Origin of the sequence: Sulfitobacter sp. 1A10359 (assembly GCF_043558145.1) — a bacterium.
GTDB classification, from domain to species: Bacteria; Pseudomonadota; Alphaproteobacteria; order Rhodobacterales; family Rhodobacteraceae; genus Sulfitobacter; species Sulfitobacter faviae.
Map to the genome: position 1 here is coordinate 277,632 of NZ_JBIFGB010000003.1, position 23,290 is coordinate 300,921.

A 23,290-nucleotide genomic window follows, 5' to 3' on the forward strand; every position below is an offset into this window, starting at 1 on the left:
ATATAAGAAAAGGCGCGATTTGCAAAAGGGTTTGGCCGCCGAGGCCCTGAACCCGCGCTCAATAGGTCTTCTTGCTTGTCCGCAATTCCCCCGTCGCGAGAACCGGCGCGGCATCCAGACTGTCCACGTTCAACATCGCCGCCACACGCTCCAACGACGACACCAGCTGCGCCTGCTCCCAATCGGCGAGATCCGCAAAGGCCCGGACGTAGCGCTGTTGCAGCGCATCGGGGGCTTCTTCCAAGACATCCTCGCCTTGGGTGGTCAGGGTGATGTTGGTCTGGCGACGGTCCTGCGCCGAAGGCTGGCGCGAGACCAAGCTGCGCGCTACCAGCTTGTCGACCAAGGCGGTCACGGTGGCTTGGCTCACCCCCATCTGGTTGGCGAGGGTCTTGGCGGTCGGGTCTTTCTTCTCTCCCACGATCTGCAAGACGCGCAGTTGCGCAGGGGTCACCCCCGCGGCCTGCGCCAGATCGCGTGCATAGAGTTCGGTGGCCCGCAAAATGCGGCGCAAGGCGATCAGACTTTCGTCGACCCGGTCGGGATGTTTCTGCGTCATGGTGCATCATTGCACATTGGCGGCATTCTCAGCAATCGCTCAAAACCTGCCTGATCGCTTAGTATAGCTAAGCGAAGCCGCCTAATTTCGTTCGGAAAACGAAACAAATATGCACAGTTCTATGGCGCTTAAAGCACGCTATAAGCGCATTTTGAAGTAATTTGCTTTGATTGTTGAAGTATTACCGCGCATGACTTATTTAGCCTATCGAAACAATCAGGGAGCTACGAACGGATGCAGAATAAACTCGACATGAAAAAAGCCCGCACACCCAAGCTGCGCAAGCCCAATGCCGAGGACGGAGCCGCCATCTGGCGGTTGATTCGCGACTGTAAGCCGCTCGACGAAAACTCGCTCTATGCGAACCTGATCCAAGCCGACCACTTCCGCGACACCTGCGTGGTGGCCGAGTTGGACGGTGATATCGTGGGCTGGATCTCCGGCCACATGATCCCTGCCCAAGATGCTTTCTTTGTCTGGCAGGTCGCCGTCAGCCCCAAAGCCCGCGGCCTTGGTCTGGGGAAAACCATGCTGATGGAACTGGTGAACCGGGATGAGACCGAGGACGCCAAGACCCTCAAAACCACGATCACCCGGGACAACGACGCCTCTTGGGGGCTGTTCCGCAGCTTTGCGAACCACATCGGCGGCGATCTGTCCGATGCGCCCCACTTTACCAAAGACGCCCATTTCGAGGGCGCGCATGACACCGAACATATGGTGACGATCACGCTGCCCGAGGCCGCCGCGCTGAAACGCGCCGCGTAAACCGCAGCTGACAATTCACACGATAGACTCTCTAGAAGAGAAAGGAATTCTTATGCCTAAGGACATGGCACAGAACACGACCATCTTTACCCGCCGCGAGAGCGAAGCCCGCTCCTACTGCCGCGGTATGAACGCCGTTTTCACCCGCGCCAGCGGCTCGGAAATGTTCGATGGCGAAGGCAACCGCTACATCGACTTCCTCGCCGGCTGCTCCTCGCTAAACTACGGGCATAATGACCCGGACATGAAGCAGGCGCTGGTGGAGCATATCACCGCGGATGGCATCGCCCACGGCCTCGACTTTCATAGCGAGACTAAGGCGGCCTTCCTCGAAGCCTATGAGGAGAAAATCCTCAAGCCGCGCGGCATGGACTATAAGGTCATGATGACCGGCCCGACCGGCACCAACGCCGTTGAAGCCGCGATCAAGCTGGCGCGCAAGGTAACAGGCCGCACCAACGTGATCTCCTTCACCAACGGTTTTCACGGCATGACCATGGGCGCGCTGGCGCTGACTGGCAACAAAGGCAAGCGCGGCGGTGCGGGCGGCGGCTCGCTGGCCGACGTCACCCATATGCCTTTCGAAGGCGCATTGGGCGAAAACGTGGACACGCTTGAGATGATCGACGCGATGCTGTCGAACCCCTCGTCGGGCATCGACGCGCCCGCGGCCTTTATCTTTGAGCCGATCCAAGGCGAAGGCGGGTTGAACGCGGCCTCCGACGCATGGATGCAGGGCATCGAAAAGATCGCCCGCAAGCATGGCGCGCTGCTGATCGTTGACGACATTCAGGCGGGCTGTGGCCGTTCGGGGAGCTTCTTTTCGTTTGAGGCATCCGGCATCAAGCCTGACATGATCACCCAAGCGAAATCGCTTTCCGGCTTTGGCCTGCCCTTCGCAGCCCTGCTGATCGCGCCGGAGCATGACATCTGGAAGCCCGCCGAGCACAACGGCACCTTCCGCGGCAACACCCATGCCTTCGTCACCGCCCGCGTCGCGATTGAGAAGTTCTGGTCCGATGACACCTTCGAAAAGTCGCTGGCCGAGAAGGCCGTGCTGCTGACCACCGCGCTTAAGGATGTGGCAGATCTGGTCGACGGCGCCACACTGAAAGGCCGCGGCCTGATGCAGGGCGTCGATGTCGGCTCGGGCGAACTGGCCGGTGCGATCTGCGCGCGCGCCTATGAATTGGGCCTCGTGATCGAAACATCGGGCGCGAACGACGAGATCGTAAAATATCTTGCCCCGCTCACCACGCCGGAGAAGGTTATGCGCGAAGGCTTTGATATCCTTCTTCAAGCGACCCGCGATGTGACGGGCAATATGAAACTGGCAGCGGAGTAATACCGATGATTGTACGCGATTTTAACAAACTTCAGGGCACAGACCGTCACGTGGCGGATGCGAAATGGACCTCCACACGGATGCTTCTGGCCGATGACGGGATGGGGTTTTCCTTCCACATCACCGTGCTTGAGGCCGGGTCGGAACACACGTTCCACTACAAGCATCACTTCGAGAGCGTCTATTGCATGAAGGGCAAAGGCTCGATCACCGATCTTGCCACCGGCGAGACGCATGAGATCACCCCCGGCGTGATGTACGCCCTGAACCTGAACGACAAACACACCCTGCGCGCAGAGGAAGAACTGCACATGGCGTGCTGCTTCAACCCGCCGGTCACCGGCAACGAAGTGCACCGCGAAGATGGTTCCTATGCGCCTGCCGAGGAGGTCGCTTAAGTTTTATGACTCAACCGTCCCACACTGTCGAAAAAATCGGCGGGACGTCCATGTCCCGCGTGAACCAACTCAAAGATACGCTCTTTGTCGGTGACCGTAAGGGCGCGGACATCTATGGGCGCGTCTTCGTGGTCTCCGCCTTTGGCGGGATCACGAACCTGTTGCTGGAACACAAGAAATCCGGCGAGCCGGGCGTTTACGCCCATCTGGCCAATGCCAGCAACGATCACGGCTGGCACGAGGCGCTGACCCGCGTCTCGGCCGAGATGCAGCGCGTGCACCGCGAAGTGCTGGAGCATCCCGGCGACATCGAACAGGCGGACGCCTTTGTGTCCGAGCGCACCCATGGTGCCCGCAACTGCCTGATCGACCTGCAACGCCTTTGCGCCTATGGCCACTTCCGCCTGTCGGAGCACATGTTGCAAATTCGCGAGCTACTGTCCGGTCTGGGCGAGGCGCATTCCGCATTCGTCACCACAATCCTGCTGCAACGCGCTGGCGTAAACGCCCGTTTCGTCGACCTCTCGGGGTGGCGTGACGAGGGCAACGTGACCCTCGACGAGCGCATCGCGCAGGCGATGGAGGGCATCGACCCTCATACGGAAATGCCCATCGTGACAGGCTATGCGCAATGCGCCGAAGGTCTGATGCGCGAATTCGACCGCGGCTATTCCGAGGTGACCTTCTCTAAGCTCGCCGCCCTCACCGGCGCGCGCGAAGCGATCATTCACAAGGAATTCCACCTGTCGTCCTGCGACCCGAAACTGGTCGGCGAGCATGCCGTCAAGAAAATTGGCCGCACCAATTACGACGTGGCGGATCAGTTGTCGAACATGGGGATGGAGGCGATCCACCCCAAGGCGGCCAAGACCCTGCGTCAGGCCGATGTGCCGCTGCGCGTGACCAACGCCTTTGAGCCCGAAGACCCAGGCACGCTGATCGACGACCGTCAGGCCGAGGCGCCCGCGGTGGAGATCGTGACCGGTCTCGACATCGTTACGCTCGAGCTGTTCGAGCAGGACATGGTCGGCGTCAAAGGCTATGACACCGCGATCCTCGACGTACTGACGCGGCACAACGTGCGGATCGTCTCGAAGGTCTCGAACGCCAATACGATCACGCATTATCTGGACGCTTCGCTGAAGACGATGCGCCGGGTGGAGAAGGATCTGGCCGAGATTTACCCCACCGCCGAGATCACCACTCGCACGCTGTCCATGGCCTCGGTCATCGGGCGCGATCTGAACGGCTTGTCGGTGTTGCAACGGGGCCTTGTGGCCATCGCCGAGGCTGGCGAGACGGCGATCGGCGCGAGCCAAGGGCCACGCAACGTGGACGTGCAGTTCATCGTCGAGCGGGAGAGCCTGCAACCGGTGATCAAGGCGCTGCACGGTGCGTTTATCGAGGAAGAGGTCGCGGCGCCGTTGTCGCGCGCGGCCTGACATCGGAATATACGACGTATCCTTAGCCGCGGCTCCCGAAAGGAAGCCGCGGCTTTTCGTGCGAGGGCCATCGCCTGCCCGCGGGTCGGCGAACCAACATATTTTCGATACCACTTTATGCCTCAACCATGATGTGCGCACGCGAAGTCACGCACAGCCTCACCAAATCGCCTACCCGGTCGCACCGAAGGTGCGCCCAGCATGGTCTGGCACGCCTCTGGCGTGACGGGCGGGCAGGCGATGGCCCGGCGCCTGCGGCTTGTCCCGGGCCCGGGTGGCACGTTCGCCCCAAACAAAAACGGCCCCGCAATCGCGAGGCCGTCCCAAACTCTCAAATCGCAGAGGCTCACCCCCCGCAGCGCTTCTCCGCATCTTCAACCGCAGCGGTGAAGCCCAGAAGCGAGAAGGTGTCCTTGGTCTGCGTCCCGCGCGAAGACTTACCGACCAGCGTCGCATCCGCACCGCGTTTCATCGCGGCGATGATCTTGGCGTCATCCGCTGTTGTCGCGGGCCACGCCCATTCGCCTTCGGTGAACAGCTCATAGGTATTGCCCGAAATGCTCATCGTCACGGTCGAGCCCGAGGCGAAAGGATAGCCGCCGGTGAAAGCAACCTGACCCTTGGCCTCTGCCGAAGGGCGGTAGAATACCATCAGCAATGTCTGGCCCCGGTTCACCGCCACCACACGCCCATCGCGCGTGTTGACCACTTCCTTCGGCGTCGAGACGCCCCAGCATTCCGTCGGGTTATCTTCTACAAAGACGCTCCAGTCGGTCTTGGCAGCCACCCGGTTGGTGCTCTGCTCCTGCGCCACTGCGCCGCTCGCCACAAGGGCGAGCGCCCCAAGTGCAAGACCACATGTCTTCATAATTCCCATCTGTCCAGCCTCCAGCCGTCCTTGACCTCAACACGTCCACAGACCCCAACCGGGCAACCTCGGGCGGGTTGCTCTCTTGCGGGTGTCTGTTATCTGTTCGACACCAACCACAATAACGGCAAACGCGCGACCGACGAAACCCTGATTGGCAGGTTTTCGCCCAGAAACAGGATGAACCTCATGACCAAAGCAGCCCCATTTGCGGAAATCTGGCGCGGACCCTTTCTGGAAAGCGTGCATTCCGGTCACGCCGTGATCTGCGACGCCAGCGGCCAGATCGTCGAGGCTTGGGGCGACCCGGAAAAGGTCATTCTGCCGCGCTCGTCTTCCAAGATGATCCAAGCGCTGCCGCTGATCAATTCCGGCGCGGCGGACAAGGCGGGGCTGAGCACCGAGCAACTGGCGCTAGCCTGCGCCTCGCACCAAGGGGCCGCCATCCACACCGACCGGGTGGGCGTCTGGCTCGACACGCTGGGTCTGGACGACGACGCCTTTCGCTGCGGCCCGCAGGAGCCCGCCGACCGCGACGCCATGGAGGGGCTGATCCGCGCCCATGAGAAACCCTGCCAAATCCACAACAATTGCTCTGGCAAACACGCAGGTTTCCTGACGCTGAACCAACATCTGGGCGGCGGGGCGGATTACGAAAAGCCAGAGCACGCGGTGCAAAAAGCCTGCCTTGAAGCTTTCGAGACGGTCACTCAAGAAACCTCCCCCGGCTATGGGATCGACGGCTGCTCGGCCCCGAATTACGCCTGCACCCTGCACGGCATGGCCCGCGCCATGGCCCATTTCGCCGCCGCCCCCGAAGGCTCTGCCGAGGCGCGCCTGCACGAGGCCATGCGCCTGCACCCCGAACTCGTCGCGGGCGAAGGTCGCGCCTGCACGGAACTGATGCGGGCGATGGATGGCAAGGTCGCGTTGAAAACCGGAGCCGAAGGGTTCTTCATCGCCATCTGGCCCGAGCGTAAGCTGGGCATCGCATTGAAAGCCGCCTGCGGCACCACCCGCGCCGCCGAATGCGCGATCACCGCACTGATGGTCAAACTGGGGGCGCTGGACGCCAACCACCCTGCCGCGCTCAAGCGGATGAACGCGCCGATCAAGAACTGGCGCGGGCTTGAAACCGGTGTGCTGAAACCAGCGGCGGGGCTGCTTTAAGCCACTCGCGCTGCCGCCTTGCTCAAAAGAAGCGGCAGCGCCACGCGGGCAGGCTCAGCCCGCAAATTCGCTACGCGCATAGCCCTGCACGAACAGCAGCGCGGTCAGATCGCCAAAGTTGATGCGGATGTCACATTCCGCCGCGACAGAAGGCTTTGCATGTAGCGCCACGCCCATGCCCGCGCGCCCCAACATGCCCAGATCATTGGCCCCGTCACCCACGGCGATGACCTGATCTTCGGTGATGCCCAGCTTTGCCGTGATCTCTTCCAGCGCGGTGACCTTGGCCTCACGCCCGAGGATCGGAAGCCCCACATCGCCCGTCAGCGCGGCCTGTTCAACCAGCAGCGTATTGGCGCGATTCTCATCAAAGCCCAGCATCTCGGCCACTTTGGCTGTGAAGGCGGTGAACCCGCCCGAGACCAGAGCGGCATAGCCGCCGTTGGCCTTCATCGTGCCCACCAAGGCACCGCCGCCGGGCATCAGGGTGATCCGCTCGGCCAAGACCTTGTCGATCACGCTGGATTCCAAACCTTTCAGCAGGCCGACACGTTCGCGCAGGGCGCCGTCGAAATCCAACTCACCGTTCATGGCGCGGGCGGTGATCTCTTTCACGCGCTCCCCGACGCCTGCTTCATCGGCCAATTCGTCGATACATTCTTGCTGGATCATCGTGCTGTCCATATCGGCCAGCAGCATCTTCTTGCGGCGGCCCTCTGTCGGCACGATCACCAGATCGACCCCCATAGACTGGCAGCTTTCCCAGACATCCCAACGGTTTTCCGGCATCTGGGTCAACGAGAACTCCGCCGCCTCATCCGGGGCCAGCCAAAGCGCGTCGCCCCCGCCCCAAGCATTGCGCAGGCTTTCCACCAGCGCGGGGTCGAGGCTGGGGTTGGTGGGGGAGATCAACAAGATTGCCGTGAACATAAGTTTCCGATCCGCATCATTCGCGCCGCGCAAAGCGACATGACCGGCGTCCTAGCGTCATTTTGCGACTTGCGCCAGCCCGGCCTCCCCGCGTATCCCGGCAAGTGGGACACCCTTCCCCAACGAAGGGCGATTATCTGAGAGGGTAGCATCAATGGCTATGAACCAACCGGCACCGCGCCCGGAAGCGAAACCTGTTGCCGTACCGGCAAACCCGCGTTTCTCCTCCGGCCCCTGCGCCAAAATCCCCACATTCGACCTGACCAAGCTTGGCGATGCTCCGCTGGGCCGCAGCCACCGTGCCGCGCCCGGCAAGGCCAAGCTTGCAGAGGCGATCGAGACCACCCGCGAAGTGCTCGGCGTGCCCGCCGACTACCGCATCGGCATCGTGCCCGCCTCCGACACTGGCGCTTTCGAGATGGCCATGTGGTCGCTTTTGGGCGAACGCCCGGCCGAGATGGTCGCTTGGGAAAGCTTTGGCGCGGGCTGGGTCACCGACGTGGTCAAGCAACTGAAGATCGAGGCGCAGGTCCACACCGCTGAGTATGGCGAGATCGTCGACATGGCCGCGCTGAACTATGACAACGACGTCTGCTTTACCTGGAACGGCACGACCTCGGGCGTGCGCGTACCCACCGGCGACGTGATCCCGGCGGACCGCGCGGGGCTCACGCTCTGCGACGCGACCTCCGCCGCCTTCGCGCAGGACCTGCCGTGGGACAAGCTCGATGTGACGACCTTCTCTTGGCAGAAAGTGCTGGGCGGCGAAGCGGCGCATGGCATGCTGATCCTCAGCCCGCGTGCTGTCGAGCGGCTGGAGAATTACACCCCCGCATGGCCGCTGCCCAAGATCTTCCGCCTGACCAAGGGCGGCAAGCTGAACGAGGGCATCTTCCGCGGCGAGACGATCAACACGCCATCGATGCTCTGCGTCGAGGATTACCTGCTGGCGCTGGACTGGGCCAAATCCGTGGGCGGCCTGAAAGGCCTAATCGCGCGGGCCGATGCCAACACCAAGGCCGTGGCCGATTTCGTCGAGGCGCATGACTGGATCGACTTCCTCGCGACCGATCCCGCGACACGCTCCAACACCTCGGTCTGCTTGAAGTTCACCGACGGCCGCATCGAAGACGGCGCCGCCTTTGCCAAGGCCGTGGCCAAGCGGCTGGCGGATGAGGGCGCAGCGCTGGACATCGGCGCCTACCGCGATGCCCCTCCGGGCCTGCGCATCTGGTGCGGCGGCACGGTCGAGACGGCGGACATCGAGGCGATGCTGCCGTGGCTTGCATGGGCTTTTGAAGCCGAAATCAACGCGTGACGCGATGGTGCGCGAGGATCGCGCACCCTACTCCCCCCTCTCGTCGGCTGCGCGTCTCTGCGCACCGCTGACCCCGTTTATGAAGGACCAGACAAATGGCCCCCAAAGTACTCATCTCCGACAAACTCTCCGAAGCTGCCGTTCAGATCTTCCGCGACCGCGGCATCGACGTGGATTTCCAGCCCGATCTGGGCAAGGACAAAGACAAGCTGGCCGAGATCATCGGCAACTATGACGGCCTCGCCATTCGCTCGGCCACCAAAGTGACGGAAAAGATCCTCGCCAATGCGCCGAACCTCAAGGTGATTGGCCGCGCGGGCATCGGCACCGACAACATCGACAAGGAAGCCGCCTCGAAACAGGGGGTGATCGTGATGAACACGCCCTTCGGCAACATGATCACCACCGCCGAACATGCCATCGCGATGATGTTCGCCGTGGCGCGGCAGATCCCCGAGGCAAGCGCCTCCACCCATGCGGGCAAATGGGAGAAGTCCAAGTTCATGGGGGTCGAGCTGACCGGCAAGACCCTTGGCGTGATCGGTGCGGGCAACATCGGCGGCATCGTCTGCGACCGCGCGCGCGGGCTGAAGATGAAGGTCGTGGCCTATGACCCCTTCCTGGGCGAGGAAAAGGCTGAGAAGATGGGCGTGGAGAAGGTCGAGCTTGATGAGCTGCTGACCCGTGCCGACTTCATCACCCTGCACGTCCCCTTCACCGAGCAGACGGCGAACATCCTGAGCCGTGAGAACCTCGAAAAAACCAAGCCCGGCGTGCGCATCATCAACTGCGCCCGCGGCGGTCTGGTGGACGAGGAAGCGCTGGCCGACCTACTGAAGTCGGGCCATGTGGCGGGCGCGGGGTTTGACGTCTTCGCCGAGGAACCGGCCAAGGAAAACCCGCTCTTCAACCTGCCCAACGTGGTCTGCACCCCGCACCTCGGCGCCGCGACCACCGAAGCGCAGGAAAACGTGGCCCTGCAAGTGGCCGAACAGATGTCCGACTACCTGCTGACCGGCGCCGTGACCAACGCGCTCAACATGCCCTCGGTCACAGCCGAAGAAGCCAAGGTCATGGGGCCGTGGGTCAAGCTCGCTGGCCACCTCGGGGCCTTCATCGGCCAGATGACAGATGAGCCGATCAAGGCGATCAACATCCTCTACGACGGTTCGGTCGCCAAGATGAACCTCAAGGCGCTGAACTGCGGCGTCGTGGCGGGCATCATGAAGCGGGCCAACCCGGACGTGAACATGGTCTCCGCCCCCGTGGTCGCCCGCGAGAAAGGCATCCAGATTAGCACCACCAACCAGGACAAGTCCGGCGTCTTCGACGGCTACGTCAAGGTGACCGTGGTGACCGAGAAGCGCGAGCGCTCCATCGCGGGCACCGTCTTCTCGGACGGCAAACCGCGCTTCATCCAGATCAAGGGCATCACCATCGACGCCGAGATCGGGGAGCACATGCTCTACACCACCAACGAAGACGTGCCGGGCATCATCGGCACGCTGGGCCAGACCATGGGCGAGAACGGCGTGAACATCGCCAACTTCACCCTTGGCCGCCACACCGCCAAGGGCGAGGCGATTGCCCTGCTCTATGTCGACGATCAGGTGCCCGAGACGGTGATCGGCAAGCTGCGCGACACCGGCATGTTCCGGCAAATCAAGCCGCTGCAATTCGACGTGGCCTAAGGCCCGCACGACCTGCACAATCTGGAAGCGCCCCCTCGTGGGGCGCTTTTGCTTTTGGGGGCATTGTCGGGCCTAAGCCTTCCCTTCTCCGCCGCTTTGCGGCATCACGAGGGGGTGCAGAAGGACAGGAACGATCATGCCCAGCCCCATCTATGCCATCGGAGACATCCACGGTTACGCCGCCGAGCTTGAGCGCGTTTTGACCCTGATCGAAGAAGACGGCGGGCCGGAGGCGCAGATCGTCTTTCTGGGCGATTACACCGACCGCGGCCCCGACAGCAAAGCGGTGATCGAGCGGCTGGCCCAAGGCAAGGCCGAGGGCCGCAATTGGACCTTTCTGATGGGCAATCACGACCGCATGTTCCGCTGGTTCATGGAGGATTTCCCCCGCCACGATCCGCTGCTGCTGGTTGAGCTTAACTGGCTGAACCCGCGTTTGGGCGGCGACACGACGCTGGGGTCCTACGGCGTGTCGGTCAGCGGGCGCGACCGGATGTCAGAGGTGCATGAGAAAGCCCGCGCAGCGGTGCCGCAGAGTCATGTGGATTTCCTCAAGTCTCTCGCCCTGTCACATCAAACGCCCGACCTCTTTTTTGCTCATGCGGGCATCCGCCCCGAGGTGCCGCTGGATGATCAGCGCGAGAATGATCTGCTGTGGATCCGCAAAGAGTTTCACCAATACACCGCGCCCCACCCCAAGCTGATCGTCCACGGCCACACGCCGGTCGACAGCGCCATGCACTATGGCAATCGGGTGAACCTCGACACCGGGGCGGGCTATGGCAAACCGCTCTGCGCAGCGGTGTTCGAAGGGGAGGACGTTTGGGTCCTCACGCAACAGGGGCGCAATCGCCTGCGCCCCTGAGCGGTTCAGGTCCAGTCCAGCACCACCTTGCCTGACCGCCCCGATCTCATCGCGGCGAAGCCCTGCTCGAAGTCATCCACCCCGAAGCGGTGGGTGATGATGGCGGAGACATCCAGCCCGTTTTCCAGCGTGGCGATCATCTTGTACCAGGTCTCGAAAATTTCGCGGCCATAGACGCCCTTGATGGTGATCGCCTTAAAGACGATGCGGCTCCAGTCCACCGGCGACTTGCCCGGCGGGATGCCCAGCATGGCGATCCGCCCGCCCATGGTCATCGCCTCCACCATCTGGTCCAGCGCCTGCTGGTTGCCCGACATTTCGAGCCCGACATCGAAGCCCTGTTTCATCTTCAGCCGCGGGATCACATCGGCCAAATCCTCCTTGGCGACGTTTACCGGCACCACGTCGGCGACCTTTTCCGCCAGCGCCAGACGGTCGGGGTTCACATCCGTGATCACCACATGCCGCGCGCCGACGTGCCGCGCCACCGCGGCGGCCATGATGCCGATCGGCCCCGCGCCGGTGATCAGCACGTCCTCGCCCACCAGATCAAAGCTCAGCGCCGTGTGCACCGCATTGCCCAGAGGATCGAGGATCGCGCCGATGTCGTCGGAAATCTCGTCCGGCAGCAGCACCACGTTGAAAGCGGGCAGCTTGAGATACTGGGCAAAGGCCCCCTGTTCGTTTACCCCGATGCCCCGCGTCGCGGGATCGAGGTGGAACTTGCCCGCCCGGCTCTGCCGCGACTGCTTGCCGATCAAATGCCCCTCGCCCGAGCAGCGCTGGCCGATCTCCAGCCCTTCGACGTTGCGGCCCAGCTCCACGATCTCGCCGGCGAATTCATGGCCGGTGATCAGCCCTACCGGCACGGTCCCGGCGGCCCAGGCGTCCCAGTTCCAGATATGGATATCGGTGCCGCAGATCCCGGTCTTGTTGATCTTAATTAGCACGTCCTCGGGGCCGATCTCGGGCACCGGCGCATGGGTCATCCACAGCCCCTCGCGGGGGTGCAGCTTGGCCAGCGCCTTCATTTCGTTCGTGGCCATCAGATCACCCCGCAGGCCTTGCCGGCCGTCTCAAAGGCTTTCAGCGCGCGGTCGAGCTGTTCGCGGGTCAGCGCCGCGTTCATCTGGGTGCGGATGCGCGCCTGACCGCGCGGCACCACCGGGAAGAAGAAGCCCGAGACATAGACGCCTTCCTCAAAGAGCTTCGCCGCCATGTCCTGCGCCAGCTGCGCTTCGCCCAGCATGACCGGCACGATGGGATGTTCGCCGGGCAGCAGGTCGAAACCCAGGTTCTCCAGCCCCGCGCGCCAGTATTCGGTGTTCTCGAAAAGGCGCGCGCGCAGGTCGTCGCCTTCCTCGACCAGGTCCAGCGCGCGGATGCCGGCGCGCACGATCGACGAGGGCAGCGAGTTCGAGAATAGATAGGGCCGCGCGCGCTGGCGCAGCAGGTCGATCACCGGCTGCGGCCCGGCGATATAGCCGCCGATGGCCCCGCCGAGCGCCTTGCCCAGCGTGCCCGTCACAATGTCCACCTTGACCCCGTGATGCGCCGGGGTGCCCGCGCCCTTTGGCCCCATGAAGCCGGTGGAATGGCAATCGTCGACCATCACCAGCGCCTCGTATTTCTCGGCCAGCGCCACAATCTCTGGCAGTTTCGCCAGATAGCCGTCCATCGAGAAGACCCCGTCGGTGGCGATCATGATGAAGCGCGCGCCATCCTCGCGGCCCTGTTTCAGCTTGGCCTCCAGATCCGCCATGTCGCTGTTGGCGTAGCGGTAGCGTTTGGCTTTGCAGAGCCGGATGCCGTCGATGATCGAGGCATGGTTCAGCGCGTCCGAGATCACCGCGTCCTCCGGCCCCAGCAGCGGCTCGAAGAGCCCGCCGTTGGCGTCGAAACAGGCGGCGAAGAGGATCGAATCGTCATGACCCAGGAAGCTGGCCAGCTTCTGCTCCAACTCGCGGTGGATGTCCTGCGTGCCGCAGATGAAACGGACCGAGGCCATGCCAAAGCCCTTCTCGTCCATCGCTTCCTTGGCGGCGGCAATGAGCTCGGGGTGATCGGCGAGGCCGAGGTAGTTGTTGGCGCAGAGGTTGATGACCTCGCGGTCGCCCACCGCTATTTCGCCGCCCTGCGGGGTGGTGATGAGCCGCTCGCGCTTCATCATGCCCTCGGCGTCGATCTCGGACAGGGTGTCGGTGACATGGGACAGAAACGTTTGGGTCATGAGGCTCTCCTTTTCAGGAGGCGTCTACCATAGCGGAGGCGATTCCGAAATAGAGGATTTCCGGAATGGCGGAACTTTTCCGATATTGCGGAAATTAGGCGTCTTGAACCACCAGAAAGGCGCGCACCGGCCCTTCGGTGGCGCGGATCGCATGGGGCACGTCGGCGGCATAGCGCGCGGTGTCGCCGGCCTGCAGCCGCTCGGTCCCGCTGCCGCTGGTGACCTCCACTGCGCCCTCGAAGACACTGAGATGCTCGCGCGCGCCGCGGGTGTGGGGCGCACTGTCGAGCACGCCGCCCTCGGCGATGAGCAATTCATAGACCTCGTGATGCCCGGCTTCCTCGGGCGGGGAGAGAATGCGAATGCGGCAACCGTCGCCCAGATTGCTGATCGTCGGCACGGCGGCACTCCGCAGCACCTCGATCTGCGGCTCGCCGGGGGCGGCATCGAGAAGACCGGCGAAGTCCACCTGAAGCGCGCGGGTGAGATTCCACAGCGTCGCGATGGTGGGGCTCGATTCGCCGCGCTCGATCTGGCTGACCATGGAGCGCGACACGCCCGAGAGCTTCGCCACGGCGTCGAGCGATAACCCCTGCCCCTGCCGCGCCTCTTTCAGGCGGGCGGGCAGCTGTGTCAGGATCTTGTCGGTGTTGTCCGTCATGGCGGATATGTCGCGCGGCGCCCCGCCCCTGTCAAGCTGTCGCATGACGGGACGTTTCTCCTGACTTTGCCGCGCCCGCCCCCCATAGTGCCGCCAACGATTAGAGGAGAGTTTCATGTCAGACGATATCGTCATCCTGAGCGGCGCACGCACCGCCATCGGCACTTTCGGCGGCGCGCTTGCCGCCACCCCGCCCACCAAGCTGGGCAGCACCGTCGCGGCGGCAGCAATGCAGCGCGCGGGCGTCGATCCGGCGCAGATCGGTCATGTCGTCTTCGGCACCGTCATCAACACCGAGCCGCGCGACATGTACCTCAGCCGCGTCGCCGCGCGCGACGCAGGCGTGCCCGACGAGGTGCCAGCGATGAACGTGAACCGTCTTTGCGGCTCGGGCGTACAGGCGCTGGTCTCGGCCACCCAGAGCCTGATGCTGGGCGATGCAGACTTCGCGCTGGCCGGGGGTGCCGAAAGCATGTCGCGCGCGCCCTATGTGCTGCCCGACGCCCGCTGGGGCCAGAAGATGGGCGATGCACGCAGCCTCGATATGCTGCTGGGCACGCTGAACTGCCCCTTCGGCACCGGGCATATGGGCGTGACGGCAGAGAACGTGGCGGACGAACACACGATCACCCGCGAGGAAATGGACGCCTTCGCCCTGCAAAGCCAAGAACGCGCGGCGGCGGCCATCGCGGCGGGGCATTTCAAGGACCAGATCGTGCCGGTCGATGTGAAGGTGAAGCGCGACATGGTGCCCTTCGACACCGACGAACACCCCAAATCCACGACCGCCGAGGCGCTGGCCGGGCTGCGTCCCGTCTTCCAGAAAGACGGCCGCGTCACGGCGGGCAACGCCAGCGGTATCAACGACGGTGCTGCGGCGCTAGTCTTGGCCCGCGCGGAGGCTGCGAAATCCGCCGGGCTGACGCCCCGCGCCCGCATCCTCGGCTACGCCCACGCCGGCGTGCGCCCCGAGGTCATGGGCATCGGCCCGGTCCCTGCCGTGCGCCGCCTGCTGGAACGCACCGGGCTGAAGGCCGATGACTTCGACGTGATCGAAAGCAACGAGGCTTTCGCGAGCCAAGCGCTGGCTGTGAGCAAGGAACTGGGCTTTGACCCGGCAAAGGTGAACCCCAACGGCGGGGCCATCGCGCTTGGCCACCCGGTCGGCGCGACGGGCGCGATCATCACCGTGAAGGCGTTGTATGAGTTGGAGCGGATCGGCGGCAAACGCGCGTTGATCACCATGTGCATCGGCGGCGGGCAAGGCATCGCCATGGCCATCGAACGTATCGCCTGAAGGCCGGGGGGCCGCGCGGCACCCTGCCCTAAAGCAGTGCGTCAATCAGGGCGATTGTGGTGGCCCCGGCCACACCGGACATCACCGCAGTCGCCGCGATATAGCGCCAGAAACGGGGGCGGCGCTCGGGCTGCTCTTCGGTCTGACGGTTCAGCGCCTGCTCGACCAGTCCCGGCAGACGCGGACCAAAGCGGGCCATGACCATCGCCGTGTCGCGCAGATCAGAGACAATGGCCCGGGGACCGAGCGACTTGGTGATATAGTCGGTCACGATGGGGCTGGCGACTTCCCAGATGTTGATATGCGGGTTGAGCGAGCGGGCGACGCCCTCGACCACGACCATGGTGCGTTGAAGCAAGATCAACTCGGTTCGGGTTTCCATGCCGAAACGCTCGGTCACCTCGAACAGATAGGTCAGCAGCCGCGCCATGGAGATGCGGGTGGCGTCCATGCCGAAAATCGGCTCGCCCACCGCACGCAGGGCGCGGGCGAATTCATCGACGTCCTTGTCGGCGGGGACATATCCCGCCTCGAAATGCACCTTGGCGACCCGCTGGTAATCGCGGCGGATGAAACCATAGAGAATCTCGGCATAGACCCGGCGGGTGTAGCTGTCGATATGGCCCATGATGCCGAAGTCATAGGCGATGATATCGCCGTTGGCCGCGACCTTGAGGTTACCTTGGTGCATGTCGGCGTGGAAATAACCGTCGCGCAGGGCGTGCTGGAGGAAGAGTTGCAGCACCCGTTCCGACAGCGCCACCCGGTCGTGCCCCGCCGCATCCAGCGCGGCATTGTCGCCCAGCGGCAGCCCGTCAGCCCAGCCCAGCGTCATCACGCGGCGGCCCGAATAATTCCATTTGATCTCGGGCAGTTGAAACCCGGCGTCGTCTTTGGTGTTGGCGGCGAACTCCGACGCGGCAGAGCTTTCGAGCCGCAGGTCCAGCTCCCCCCGCACGACGCCATCGAAATGTTCGATCACCTCCATCGGGCGCAGGCGGCGCGACCCGGGCGAGAAAATCTCGGCCATGCGGGCGGCGAGGTAGAAGGCGTCAATGTCCTTGCGGAAGGCTTTTTCGATGCCGGGCCGCAGGACTTTGACGGCGACCTCTTCGCCGCTCTCGGCCAGCCGCGCGTGATGCACCTGCGCGATGGAGGCCGCGGCGACGGGTTCGCTGAAATCGGAAAAGATCGCGCTGACCGGCTCGCCCAACTCCTGCTCGACCGCGCTGCGGGCCAGCGCCATGTCAAAGGGCGGCAACTTGTCTTGCAGCACGCGCAATTGCACCGCCAGATCGTCGCCCACCACGTCGGGGCGGGTCGACAGCACCTGACCAAATTTGATGTAGGCCGGGCCAAGCGCCGTAAGCGCGCGGGTGGCCGGTGGCATCGTCGGGTCGCCCTTGTAGCCCAGCCATTTGAACGGCAGGCCAAGCGCGCGGGCCACAAAACGCAGCGGCGGGGAGGCATCGAAAGCATCCAGCACCACATTCATCGCCCCGGCGCGTTCCAACGTCGCGCCCGTGCGGATCAACCGCCAGATGTTGTGCGGACCGCGCATCAGAGCTTCCAACCCGAATGCAGCGCCGCGATTCCCATCGAGAGGTTGCGATATTTGGCCTGACCAAAGCCCGCCGCGCGCAGCATCGACAGGAAAGTCTCCTGATCAGGGAAATTGCGGATCGATTCGACCAGATATTGATAGCTGTCGCGGTCGCCCGCGATGGCTTGGCCCATGCGCGGGATCACATTGAAGCTGTAGAGGTCATAGGCCTTCTGCATCGCCGGATTGGGCAGTTGGCTGAACTCCAACACCATCAGACGGCCACCGGGGCGCAGCACGCGGTACGCCTCGTTCAGCGCCTCTTGGGGGCGGGTGACGTTTCGGATGCCGAAGCTGATCGTGTAGACGTCAAAGGTGTTGTCGGGGAACGGCAGCGCCATCGCGTCGCCCACGACCCAATCGAGGCTGCCGGTCAGCCTGTCCGCCTCGGCCCGCTGGCGGCCTTCGACCAGCATCGGCTCGGTCAGGTCGAGCACCGTGGCATGGCCGTGTCCGGCACGTTTGAGGAATTTGAAAGACACATCGCCGGTGCCCCCCGCCACATCGAGCAGTTTCTGCCCGGGGCGCGGGGCGAGCCAGTCCATCATCGCTTCTTTCCAGACGCGGTGGATCCCCATACTCATCACATCGTTCATGATGTCGTATTTGCTGGCGACGGAGTTGAACACACCCTGCACGCGCCCGGCCTTTTCATGTTCGGGCACGGTCTCGAAACCGAAATGGGTTGTTTTGTCAGCGTCCTGGGTCATCTGCTCTTGCGATCCTCTGGTTCTGTCCCTTGTTATAGGGTGCCGGGGGGCAGGGACAATGCGTGCCTTTTGTCACAGGCAAGCCAGAGGGGAAACCGAGATGCCGGAACTGCCAGAGGTCGAAACCGTCCGCCGGGGGCTGGCCCCCGCGATGGAGGGCCAAGTGATCGCCCGCGCCGAGGTGAACCGCCCCGACCTGCGCTGGCCCTTCCCCGAGCAGATGGCCGAGCGGCTGACCGGACAGCGCGTCGGCCTGCTGCGGCGGCGGTCGAAATACATCCTCGCCGATCTGGCGAGCGGGGAATCGCTGCTGGTGCATTTGGGCATGTCCGGGCGAATGCTCGTTTCGGGGGACCCTTTGGGGCAATTTCAGCACAACCACCCCGCACCCGAGAAACATGACCATGTCGTGTTGCATATGGGTAACGGTGCGCGGATCACCTTTAACGACCCGCGCCGTTTCGGCGCGATGGATCTGATGCCCACCGCCGGGGCCGAGACACACAAGCTGCTGGCCTCGCTCGGGCCGGAACCCTTGGGCAACGACTTTCACGAAGCGCATCTGGTCGCCGCGCTGAAAGGCCGCAACACGCCGATCAAATCGGCGCTGCTGGATCAACGGATCGTGGCGGGCTTGGGCAATATCTATGTCTGCGAAGCGCTTTACCGCGCGGGGATTCACCCGGCCCGCAAGGCCGGGCGCATCTCGGCCACGCGGGTCGCCGGGCTGGTGCCGATCATCCGCCAAGTGCTGGCCGATGCGATCACGGCGGGGGGATCATCGCTCAAGGATTTTCGGCAGGCCGACGGCGAATTGGGCTATTTCCAACACAGTTTCGACGTCTATGGCCGCGAGGGCCAAGCCTGCCGCAGACCGGGCTGCGACGGGGCAATCGCGCGCATCGTGCAAAGCGGACGCTCTTCCTTCTATTGTCCGCGTTGCCAAAGATAACTTGAAACATGGGGGTGCCGTGGTATGCACATTCCCCTGAGCGCAACAACAAAGAGCATTCTTGATGGCTTACGAAACGATCACCGTGGACGTGGACAACCATGTGGCCCTGATCACCCTGAACCGCCCGGATGCGCTGAACGCGCTCAACGAGGCGCTGCTGGGTGAACTCGCCAAGGCGCTGAAAAGCGCGCAGGAAAACGACAAGGTCCGCTGCATCGTCATCACCGGCTCGGAAAAGGCATTCGCCGCCGGGGCCGATATCGCGATGATGCGCGAGAAAAGCTTTGTCGACGTCTTCATGGGGGATCTTTTCACGCCCGAGACCGATCAGATTCTGCGCGTGCGCAAGCCGATCATCGCCGCCGTATCCGGCTATGCGCTTGGCGGCGGCTGCGAGTTGGCGATGATGTGCGACTTCATCATCTGTTCGGAAAGCGCCAAGTTCGGCCAGCCCGAGATCAACCTCGGCGTCGTGGCGGGCATCGGCGGCACCCAGCGTCTGACCCGTCTGGTGGGGAAGTCCAAGGCGATGGACATGAACCTCACGGGCCGCTTCATGGATGCCGAAGAAGCCGAACGCTCGGGCCTCGTGTCGCGCGTGGTGCCGGTGAAAAAGCTGATGGAAGAGGCGATGGGCGCCGCAGCCAAGATCGCCGAGAAATCCATGATCTCGGCCACCGTGGTCAAGGAATGCGTGAACCGCGCCTATGAGGTGCCGCTGAGCGAGGGCTTGCTGTTCGAACGCCGCATGTTCCATTCGCTGTTCAACACCGAAGACCAGAAAGAAGGCATGTCCGCCTTCCTTGAAAAGCGCGAAGCGCAATTCCGCGACAAATAAGCGTCGCCCCCGGCGCGGCTTGCATTGCCGCGCCCGCTGCCTTATAGGCGGCACCAATACATGCGCGTGCAGCCCGCTCTGGCTAGAATCACCTACCCCAAAGGGGGGTCCGGATTTCCGGTCGGGTTGGCGTCACGCATTGCTACGCAACATATGAACCCGAAGGCTGATACTCATGGCAAACACCCGTCAATCCGCAAAGCGCGCCCGTCAAAACGAAAAGCGTTTTGCGATCAACAAAGCGCGCCGTTCGCGCATCCGCACCTACCTGCGCAAGGTCGAAGAGGCGATCACCTCCGGTGATAAAGAAGCCGCAACCGCCGCTCTGAAAGCCGCCCAGCCCGAGCTGATGCGCGGCGTCACCAAAGGCGTTTTCCACAAGAATACCGCGTCGCGCAAAATGTCGCGCCTGTCCGCGCGGGTCAAAGCACTGGGCTAATTTGGCTTCATCGCCAAGCCCTTAGAAACACAAGAGGCGCCGCATTGCGGCGCCTTTTTTCGTGCGGGTGCAGCGAAAAAAACACGCCAGAGATTCTTTTCCGGCAATCTCTGAGTCAAGATGGAAGATATGTTGAAGCGAACCGGAAACACTTGCTACCAAAGGTCCAGCGATTCATTTCGCTTGGGGGGACAGGCCCTGAACACGGCGTCAGCCAACTGGCAGAATGCCAAATTCAGGGGGGTGCAAGTGACCGTTCACAGACGGTCCCGCGCACCATCGTGAATGCTGCTGCCAGCACGTTTACCCTGTCGATGAGAACACGAACGGTTCGTTCAGCGCCTCTTGCGCCGGTTTACGGCACAGCAGGCTCATGGGCAGGCCATTCTTTAAAAGTCCGAAGGACACAGGTCGGTCATCCGCGTGGGACCGGGTGGATGACCTGTTGCCGGGTGAAACAATATTAAGGGCCGGGATCCACTCGGCCTCTGTGCGAAGAGCAAAGCGGGACGTAAGGCACGATGACATTAGATCACTGGGGCGAGATCAAAGAGCGGCTTCTAAAGACCGTGGGGCAGAACAACTACACCACCTGGATTGAACCGCTTGTGCCCGGCGCCGTCGAAGACGGAATCGTGACACTCAAAGTGCCGACGAATTTCTTCGGCAACTACGTCAGCCAGAACTTCTCGGACCTGATTCTGCATGAGATCAACGCGACCGGCACCGATGCCACGCGCCTGAACTTTGCCCTGAATCAGCAGCCCACCCCTGCCGCCGAAAAGCCCGCCCCGGCCGCACGTCAGACCTCGGCTGCCGCGAAACCTGCCGCCAATTCGCAGCTCAGCACCGCCCCGCTCGACCCGCGCTTCAGCTTTGACAATTTCGTCGTCGGCAAGCCCAACGAACTGGCCCATGCCGCCGCCCGCCGTGTCGCCGAAGGCGGCCCCGTGACCTTCAACCCGCTGTTCCTTTATGGGGGCGTCGGCCTTGGTAAGACCCACCTGATGCACGCGATTGCCCGCGAGCTGCATGAGCGCAAGCCCGAGATGAACGTGCTCTACCTCTCGGCTGAACAGTTCATGTACCGTTTCGTGCAGGCCCTGCGCGACCGCAAGATGATGGATTTCAAGGAAATCTTCCGCTCCGTCGATGTGCTGATGGTTGATGACGTGCAGTTCATCGCGGGCAAGGATTCCACGCAGGAAGAGTTCTTCCACACGTTCAACGCGCTTGTGGACCAGCATAAGCAGATCATCATCTCCGCCGACCGCGCCCCGGGTGAGATCAAGGATCTCGAAGACCGCGTGAAATCGCGCCTGCAATGCGGCTTGATCGTCGACCTGCACCCCACGGACTACGAGTTGCGCCTCGGCATCCTGCAAAGCAAGGTCGACGTGCAGCGCAAGACCTATCCCGACCTTGAAGTCGCCGATGGCGTGTTGGAATTCCTCGCGCATCGCATCACCTCGAACGTCCGTGTGCTCGAAGGTGCGCTGACCCGCCTCTTCGCCTTCGCCTCGCTGGTGGGCCGCGAGATCGACATGGGGCTGACCCAAGATTGTCTGGCCGACGTGCTGCGCGCCTCGGAGCGCAAGATTTCGGTCGAGGAAATCCAGCGCAAGGTTTCCGACCATTACAACATCCGCCTGAGCGACATGATCGGCCCCAAGCGCCTGCGCAGCTACGCCCGCCCGCGGCAGGTGGCGATGTATCTGTGCAAGCAAATGACCAGCCGCTCCCTGCCCGAGATCGGCCGCCGCTTTGGCGGGCGCGACCACACCACCGTCATGCACGGGGTGCGCCGCATCGAAGAACTCAAGGTCTCGGACGGTCAGATCGCCGAGGATCTGGAACTGCTGCGCCGGGCGCTCGAATCCTAAGCATAGCGGCCTGAGGGTTGTCCTCAGGACACGGTCAAACAGCGATCGGGGGCGCAGCTTGCGCCCCTCTTGCATTCACTTCAACAAATCCACAAAAGTTCTTGTGTAAGCGTGGGAACCGGGTAGTTTGCCTCTCCCGGCAGTCGGTATGGGAGAAGGCATATGAAATTCAGCATCGAACGCGCGGCACTGCTCAAAGCCGTTTCGCAAGCCCAATCCGTGGTCGAGCGCCGCAACACCATTCCGATCCTCGCCAACGTGCTGATTGAGGCCGAGGGCAGCGATGTTTCCTTCCGCGCCACCGATCTGGATATCGAAGTGGTCGACAAGGTCGCCGCGCAAGTCGAACGCGCAGGTGCCACAACCGTCTCGGCCACGCTGCTGCATGAAATCGTGCGCAAGCTGCCCGACGGCGCGCTCATTAGCCTCACCGCCGACACCGCCGCTGGCCGCCTGACGGTCGAAGCGGGCCGCTCTAACTTCTCGCTGGCCACGCTGCCGCGCGAGGACTTCCCGGTCATGGCGTCCTCCGAGTACGCCTCGAACTTCTCGGCCCCGGCCCCGGTGCTGCGCCGCCTGTTCGACAAGTCGAAATTCGCCATCTCCACCGAGGAGACGCGCTATTACCTCAACGGGGTCTACCTGCATGTGGCGGATGCCGAGGGCGGCAAGGCCCTGCGCTGCGTGGCGACCGACGGTCACCGCCTGGCACGCATCGACGCCGAGATGCCCGAGGGCGCGTCTGAGATGCCCGGCGTGATCGTGCCCCGCAAGACCGTGGGCGAGCTGCGCAAACTGCTCGACGATGATGAGATGGAAATCGCCGTCTCGGTCTCGGAAACCAAGATCCGTTTCGCCACCCCGGCCATCACCCTGACCTCGAAGGTCATCGACGGCACCTTCCCCGACTACACCCGCGTGATCCCGCAGGGGAACACCCGAAAGATGGAAGTCGACGCCGCCGATTTTGCCCGCGCGGTGGACCGTGTGGCGACCGTCTCGTCCGAGCGTTCGCGCGCCGTGAAACTGCAACTCGACGAAGACCGGCTGGTGCTGTCGGTCAACGCGCCGGACAGCGGTGCGGCGGAGGAAGAGCTGGCCGTGGCCTATGGCGACGAACGCCTCGAAATCGGCTTCAACGCGAAATACCTGCTGGAGATCGCAAGTCAGGTGGACCGCGAAAACGCCGTCTTCCTGTTCAACTCCTCGGGCGATCCGACCCTGATGCGCGAGGGCACCGATACCTCGGCGGTCTATGTCGTCATGCCGATGCGCGTGTGACGCTGGCGGAAATTTTCACAATTTCCGCGCCGTTTTCTT

General features: G+C 63.1%; 22 protein-coding genes. 14 read left to right on the forward strand and 8 right to left on the reverse strand.

All coding sequences use genetic code 11. The features are described 5' to 3' along the window. Positions 1 to 58 precede the first annotated feature (58 nt). Positions 59 to 559 (reverse strand): MarR family winged helix-turn-helix transcriptional regulator, encoded by a 501-nt coding sequence (locus ACGYK2_RS09760; RefSeq protein WP_271688566.1) that lies wholly within the window; start codon positions 557 to 559, stop codon positions 59 to 61. Positions 560 to 793: 234 nt separating this feature from the next. On the opposite strand from ACGYK2_RS09760, the gene ectA reads away from it, so the two are divergent. From ectA to ACGYK2_RS09780, 4 genes are read left to right on the forward strand one after another with little or no spacing between them, the layout of a single operon-like run. Next, positions 794 to 1,327: a diaminobutyrate acetyltransferase gene (gene ectA, locus ACGYK2_RS09765; RefSeq protein WP_067261582.1), complete on the forward strand. Its 534-nt coding sequence runs from the start codon at positions 794 to 796 to the stop codon at positions 1,325 to 1,327. 52 nt (positions 1,328 to 1,379) lie between these two features. Next, the gene (ectB, locus tag ACGYK2_RS09770; protein ID WP_276154347.1) at positions 1,380 to 2,672 is read left to right on the forward strand and encodes a diaminobutyrate--2-oxoglutarate transaminase; all 1,293 of its coding nucleotides are present in this window, start codon (positions 1,380 to 1,382) and stop codon (positions 2,670 to 2,672) included. Between the two features lie 5 nt (positions 2,673 to 2,677). Further along, positions 2,678 to 3,070, forward strand: coding sequence for an ectoine synthase (locus ACGYK2_RS09775; RefSeq protein WP_067261585.1), 393 nt, complete (start codon positions 2,678 to 2,680; stop codon positions 3,068 to 3,070). Positions 3,071 to 3,075: 5 nt separating this feature from the next. Next, positions 3,076 to 4,512: an aspartate kinase gene (locus ACGYK2_RS09780; protein WP_067261587.1), complete on the forward strand. Its 1,437-nt coding sequence runs from the start codon at positions 3,076 to 3,078 to the stop codon at positions 4,510 to 4,512. Positions 4,513 to 4,858: 346 nt separating this feature from the next. On the opposite strand, the gene ACGYK2_RS09785 is transcribed toward ACGYK2_RS09780, so the two are convergent. After that, the gene (locus ACGYK2_RS09785) at positions 4,859 to 5,380 is read right to left on the reverse strand and encodes an invasion associated locus B family protein (protein WP_231886279.1); all 522 of its coding nucleotides are present in this window, start codon (positions 5,378 to 5,380) and stop codon (positions 4,859 to 4,861) included. Between the two features lie 189 nt (positions 5,381 to 5,569). Here ACGYK2_RS09785 and ACGYK2_RS09790 point away from each other — a divergent pair, with 189 nt between their 5' ends. Continuing rightward, the gene (locus tag ACGYK2_RS09790) at positions 5,570 to 6,550 is read left to right on the forward strand and encodes an asparaginase (protein WP_271688568.1); all 981 of its coding nucleotides are present in this window, start codon (positions 5,570 to 5,572) and stop codon (positions 6,548 to 6,550) included. A 54-nt stretch (positions 6,551 to 6,604) separates the two neighbouring features. Here ACGYK2_RS09790 and serB read toward each other — a convergent pair whose 3' ends face one another. Beyond that, entirely contained in the window at positions 6,605 to 7,480 is an 876-nt protein-coding gene (gene serB, locus ACGYK2_RS09795) for a phosphoserine phosphatase SerB (protein ID WP_271688569.1), read from the reverse strand. Between the two features lie 154 nt (positions 7,481 to 7,634). Between serB and ACGYK2_RS09800 the strand changes: the two genes are divergently transcribed. The 3 genes from ACGYK2_RS09800 (at position 7,635) to ACGYK2_RS09810 (ending at position 11,354) form a co-directional block, all read left to right on the forward strand. Further along, positions 7,635 to 8,798 carry a phosphoserine transaminase gene (locus ACGYK2_RS09800; RefSeq protein ID WP_271688570.1) on the forward strand — a complete coding sequence of 388 codons (1,164 nt, stop codon included), beginning with the start codon at positions 7,635 to 7,637 and terminating at the stop codon, positions 8,796 to 8,798. Between the two features lie 95 nt (positions 8,799 to 8,893). Further along, positions 8,894 to 10,489, forward strand: a complete 1,596-nt coding sequence (serA, locus tag ACGYK2_RS09805; RefSeq protein ID WP_067263789.1) for a phosphoglycerate dehydrogenase — start codon at positions 8,894 to 8,896, stop codon at positions 10,487 to 10,489. A 136-nt stretch (positions 10,490 to 10,625) separates the two neighbouring features. Beyond that, positions 10,626 to 11,354: a metallophosphoesterase family protein gene (locus ACGYK2_RS09810; RefSeq protein WP_271688571.1), complete on the forward strand. Its 729-nt coding sequence runs from the start codon at positions 10,626 to 10,628 to the stop codon at positions 11,352 to 11,354. Between the two features lie 5 nt (positions 11,355 to 11,359). Here ACGYK2_RS09810 and tdh read toward each other — a convergent pair whose 3' ends face one another. The 3 genes from tdh to ACGYK2_RS09825 all read right to left on the reverse strand — a co-directional run bounded on the left by tdh (position 11,360) and on the right by ACGYK2_RS09825 (position 14,245). Then, complete coding sequence (tdh, locus tag ACGYK2_RS09815) at positions 11,360 to 12,400, reverse strand: L-threonine 3-dehydrogenase (RefSeq protein WP_394374290.1); 1,041 nt, start codon at positions 12,398 to 12,400, stop codon at positions 11,360 to 11,362. Next, the gene (locus tag ACGYK2_RS09820) at positions 12,400 to 13,584 is read right to left on the reverse strand and encodes a glycine C-acetyltransferase (protein ID WP_271688573.1); all 1,185 of its coding nucleotides are present in this window, start codon (positions 13,582 to 13,584) and stop codon (positions 12,400 to 12,402) included. Before ACGYK2_RS09820 ends, tdh begins: the two co-directional genes overlap by 1 nt. 94 nt (positions 13,585 to 13,678) lie before the next feature. Further along, positions 13,679 to 14,245 carry a helix-turn-helix domain-containing protein gene (locus ACGYK2_RS09825; protein WP_067261174.1) on the reverse strand — a complete coding sequence of 189 codons (567 nt, stop codon included), beginning with the start codon at positions 14,243 to 14,245 and terminating at the stop codon, positions 13,679 to 13,681. Between the two features lie 115 nt (positions 14,246 to 14,360). Here ACGYK2_RS09825 and ACGYK2_RS09830 point away from each other — a divergent pair, with 115 nt between their 5' ends. After that, a complete protein-coding gene (locus ACGYK2_RS09830; protein WP_271688574.1) occupies positions 14,361 to 15,542 on the forward strand; it encodes an acetyl-CoA C-acyltransferase family protein in 1,182 nt (393 codons plus the stop codon). 28 nt (positions 15,543 to 15,570) lie between these two features. On the opposite strand, the gene ubiB is transcribed toward ACGYK2_RS09830, so the two are convergent. Continuing rightward, positions 15,571 to 17,103: a 2-polyprenylphenol 6-hydroxylase gene (gene ubiB, locus ACGYK2_RS09835; protein WP_271688575.1), complete on the reverse strand. Its 1,533-nt coding sequence runs from the start codon at positions 17,101 to 17,103 to the stop codon at positions 15,571 to 15,573. Continuing rightward, a complete protein-coding gene (ubiE, locus tag ACGYK2_RS09840) occupies positions 17,103 to 17,855 on the reverse strand; it encodes a bifunctional demethylmenaquinone methyltransferase/2-methoxy-6-polyprenyl-1,4-benzoquinol methylase UbiE (RefSeq protein ID WP_271688576.1) in 753 nt (250 codons plus the stop codon). Before ubiE ends, ubiB begins: the two co-directional genes overlap by 1 nt. A gap of 100 nt (positions 17,856 to 17,955) precedes the next feature. Between ubiE and mutM the strand changes: the two genes are divergently transcribed. The 5 genes from mutM to dnaN all read left to right on the forward strand — a co-directional run bounded on the left by mutM (position 17,956) and on the right by dnaN (position 23,251). After that, positions 17,956 to 18,807 (forward strand): bifunctional DNA-formamidopyrimidine glycosylase/DNA-(apurinic or apyrimidinic site) lyase, encoded by an 852-nt coding sequence (gene mutM, locus ACGYK2_RS09845; RefSeq protein WP_271688577.1) that lies wholly within the window; start codon positions 17,956 to 17,958, stop codon positions 18,805 to 18,807. A gap of 64 nt (positions 18,808 to 18,871) precedes the next feature. Beyond that, positions 18,872 to 19,648: an enoyl-CoA hydratase gene (locus ACGYK2_RS09850; RefSeq protein WP_067261165.1), complete on the forward strand. Its 777-nt coding sequence runs from the start codon at positions 18,872 to 18,874 to the stop codon at positions 19,646 to 19,648. Positions 19,649 to 19,823: 175 nt separating this feature from the next. Then, positions 19,824 to 20,087: a 30S ribosomal protein S20 gene (gene rpsT / locus ACGYK2_RS09855; protein WP_067261164.1), complete on the forward strand. Its 264-nt coding sequence runs from the start codon at positions 19,824 to 19,826 to the stop codon at positions 20,085 to 20,087. Positions 20,088 to 20,608: 521 nt separating this feature from the next. Further along, the gene (dnaA, locus tag ACGYK2_RS09860; protein ID WP_136720544.1) at positions 20,609 to 21,970 is read left to right on the forward strand and encodes a chromosomal replication initiator protein DnaA; all 1,362 of its coding nucleotides are present in this window, start codon (positions 20,609 to 20,611) and stop codon (positions 21,968 to 21,970) included. A gap of 162 nt (positions 21,971 to 22,132) precedes the next feature. Beyond that, positions 22,133 to 23,251, forward strand: a complete 1,119-nt coding sequence (dnaN, locus tag ACGYK2_RS09865) for a DNA polymerase III subunit beta (protein ID WP_209216850.1) — start codon at positions 22,133 to 22,135, stop codon at positions 23,249 to 23,251. The last annotated feature ends 39 nt before the right edge of the window (positions 23,252 to 23,290 follow it).

Coding starts and splice junctions, on each gene's coding strand:
- ACGYK2_RS09790 (WP_271688568.1), top strand. CDS start 5,570: ATGACCAAAGCAGCCCCATTTGCGGAAATCTGGCGCGGACCCTTTCTG.
- ACGYK2_RS09780 (WP_067261587.1), top strand. CDS start 3,076: ATGACTCAACCGTCCCACACTGTCGAAAAAATCGGCGGGACGTCCATG.
- ubiB (WP_271688575.1), bottom strand. CDS start 17,103: ATGCGCGGTCCGCACAACATCTGGCGGTTGATCCGCACGGGCGCGACG.
- ACGYK2_RS09810 (WP_271688571.1), top strand. CDS start 10,626: ATGCCCAGCCCCATCTATGCCATCGGAGACATCCACGGTTACGCCGCC.
- ACGYK2_RS09820 (WP_271688573.1), bottom strand. CDS start 13,584: ATGACCCAAACGTTTCTGTCCCATGTCACCGACACCCTGTCCGAGATC.
- dnaN (WP_209216850.1), top strand. CDS start 22,133: ATGAAATTCAGCATCGAACGCGCGGCACTGCTCAAAGCCGTTTCGCAA.
- serA (WP_067263789.1), top strand. CDS start 8,894: ATGGCCCCCAAAGTACTCATCTCCGACAAACTCTCCGAAGCTGCCGTT.
- tdh (WP_394374290.1), bottom strand. CDS start 12,400: ATGGCCACGAACGAAATGAAGGCGCTGGCCAAGCTGCACCCCCGCGAG.
- ACGYK2_RS09775 (WP_067261585.1), top strand. CDS start 2,678: ATGATTGTACGCGATTTTAACAAACTTCAGGGCACAGACCGTCACGTG.
- ectA (WP_067261582.1), top strand. CDS start 794: ATGCAGAATAAACTCGACATGAAAAAAGCCCGCACACCCAAGCTGCGC.
- ACGYK2_RS09830 (WP_271688574.1), top strand. CDS start 14,361: ATGTCAGACGATATCGTCATCCTGAGCGGCGCACGCACCGCCATCGGC.
- mutM (WP_271688577.1), top strand. CDS start 17,956: ATGCCGGAACTGCCAGAGGTCGAAACCGTCCGCCGGGGGCTGGCCCCC.
- ACGYK2_RS09785 (WP_231886279.1), bottom strand. CDS start 5,380: ATGAAGACATGTGGTCTTGCACTTGGGGCGCTCGCCCTTGTGGCGAGC.
- ACGYK2_RS09850 (WP_067261165.1), top strand. CDS start 18,872: ATGGCTTACGAAACGATCACCGTGGACGTGGACAACCATGTGGCCCTG.
- ACGYK2_RS09800 (WP_271688570.1), top strand. CDS start 7,635: ATGGCTATGAACCAACCGGCACCGCGCCCGGAAGCGAAACCTGTTGCC.
- rpsT (WP_067261164.1), top strand. CDS start 19,824: ATGGCAAACACCCGTCAATCCGCAAAGCGCGCCCGTCAAAACGAAAAG.
- serB (WP_271688569.1), bottom strand. CDS start 7,480: ATGTTCACGGCAATCTTGTTGATCTCCCCCACCAACCCCAGCCTCGAC.
- ectB (WP_276154347.1), top strand. CDS start 1,380: ATGCCTAAGGACATGGCACAGAACACGACCATCTTTACCCGCCGCGAG.
- ubiE (WP_271688576.1), bottom strand. CDS start 17,855: ATGACCCAGGACGCTGACAAAACAACCCATTTCGGTTTCGAGACCGTG.
- dnaA (WP_136720544.1), top strand. CDS start 20,609: ATGACATTAGATCACTGGGGCGAGATCAAAGAGCGGCTTCTAAAGACC.
- ACGYK2_RS09760 (WP_271688566.1), bottom strand. CDS start 559: ATGACGCAGAAACATCCCGACCGGGTCGACGAAAGTCTGATCGCCTTG.
- ACGYK2_RS09825 (WP_067261174.1), bottom strand. CDS start 14,245: ATGACGGACAACACCGACAAGATCCTGACACAGCTGCCCGCCCGCCTG.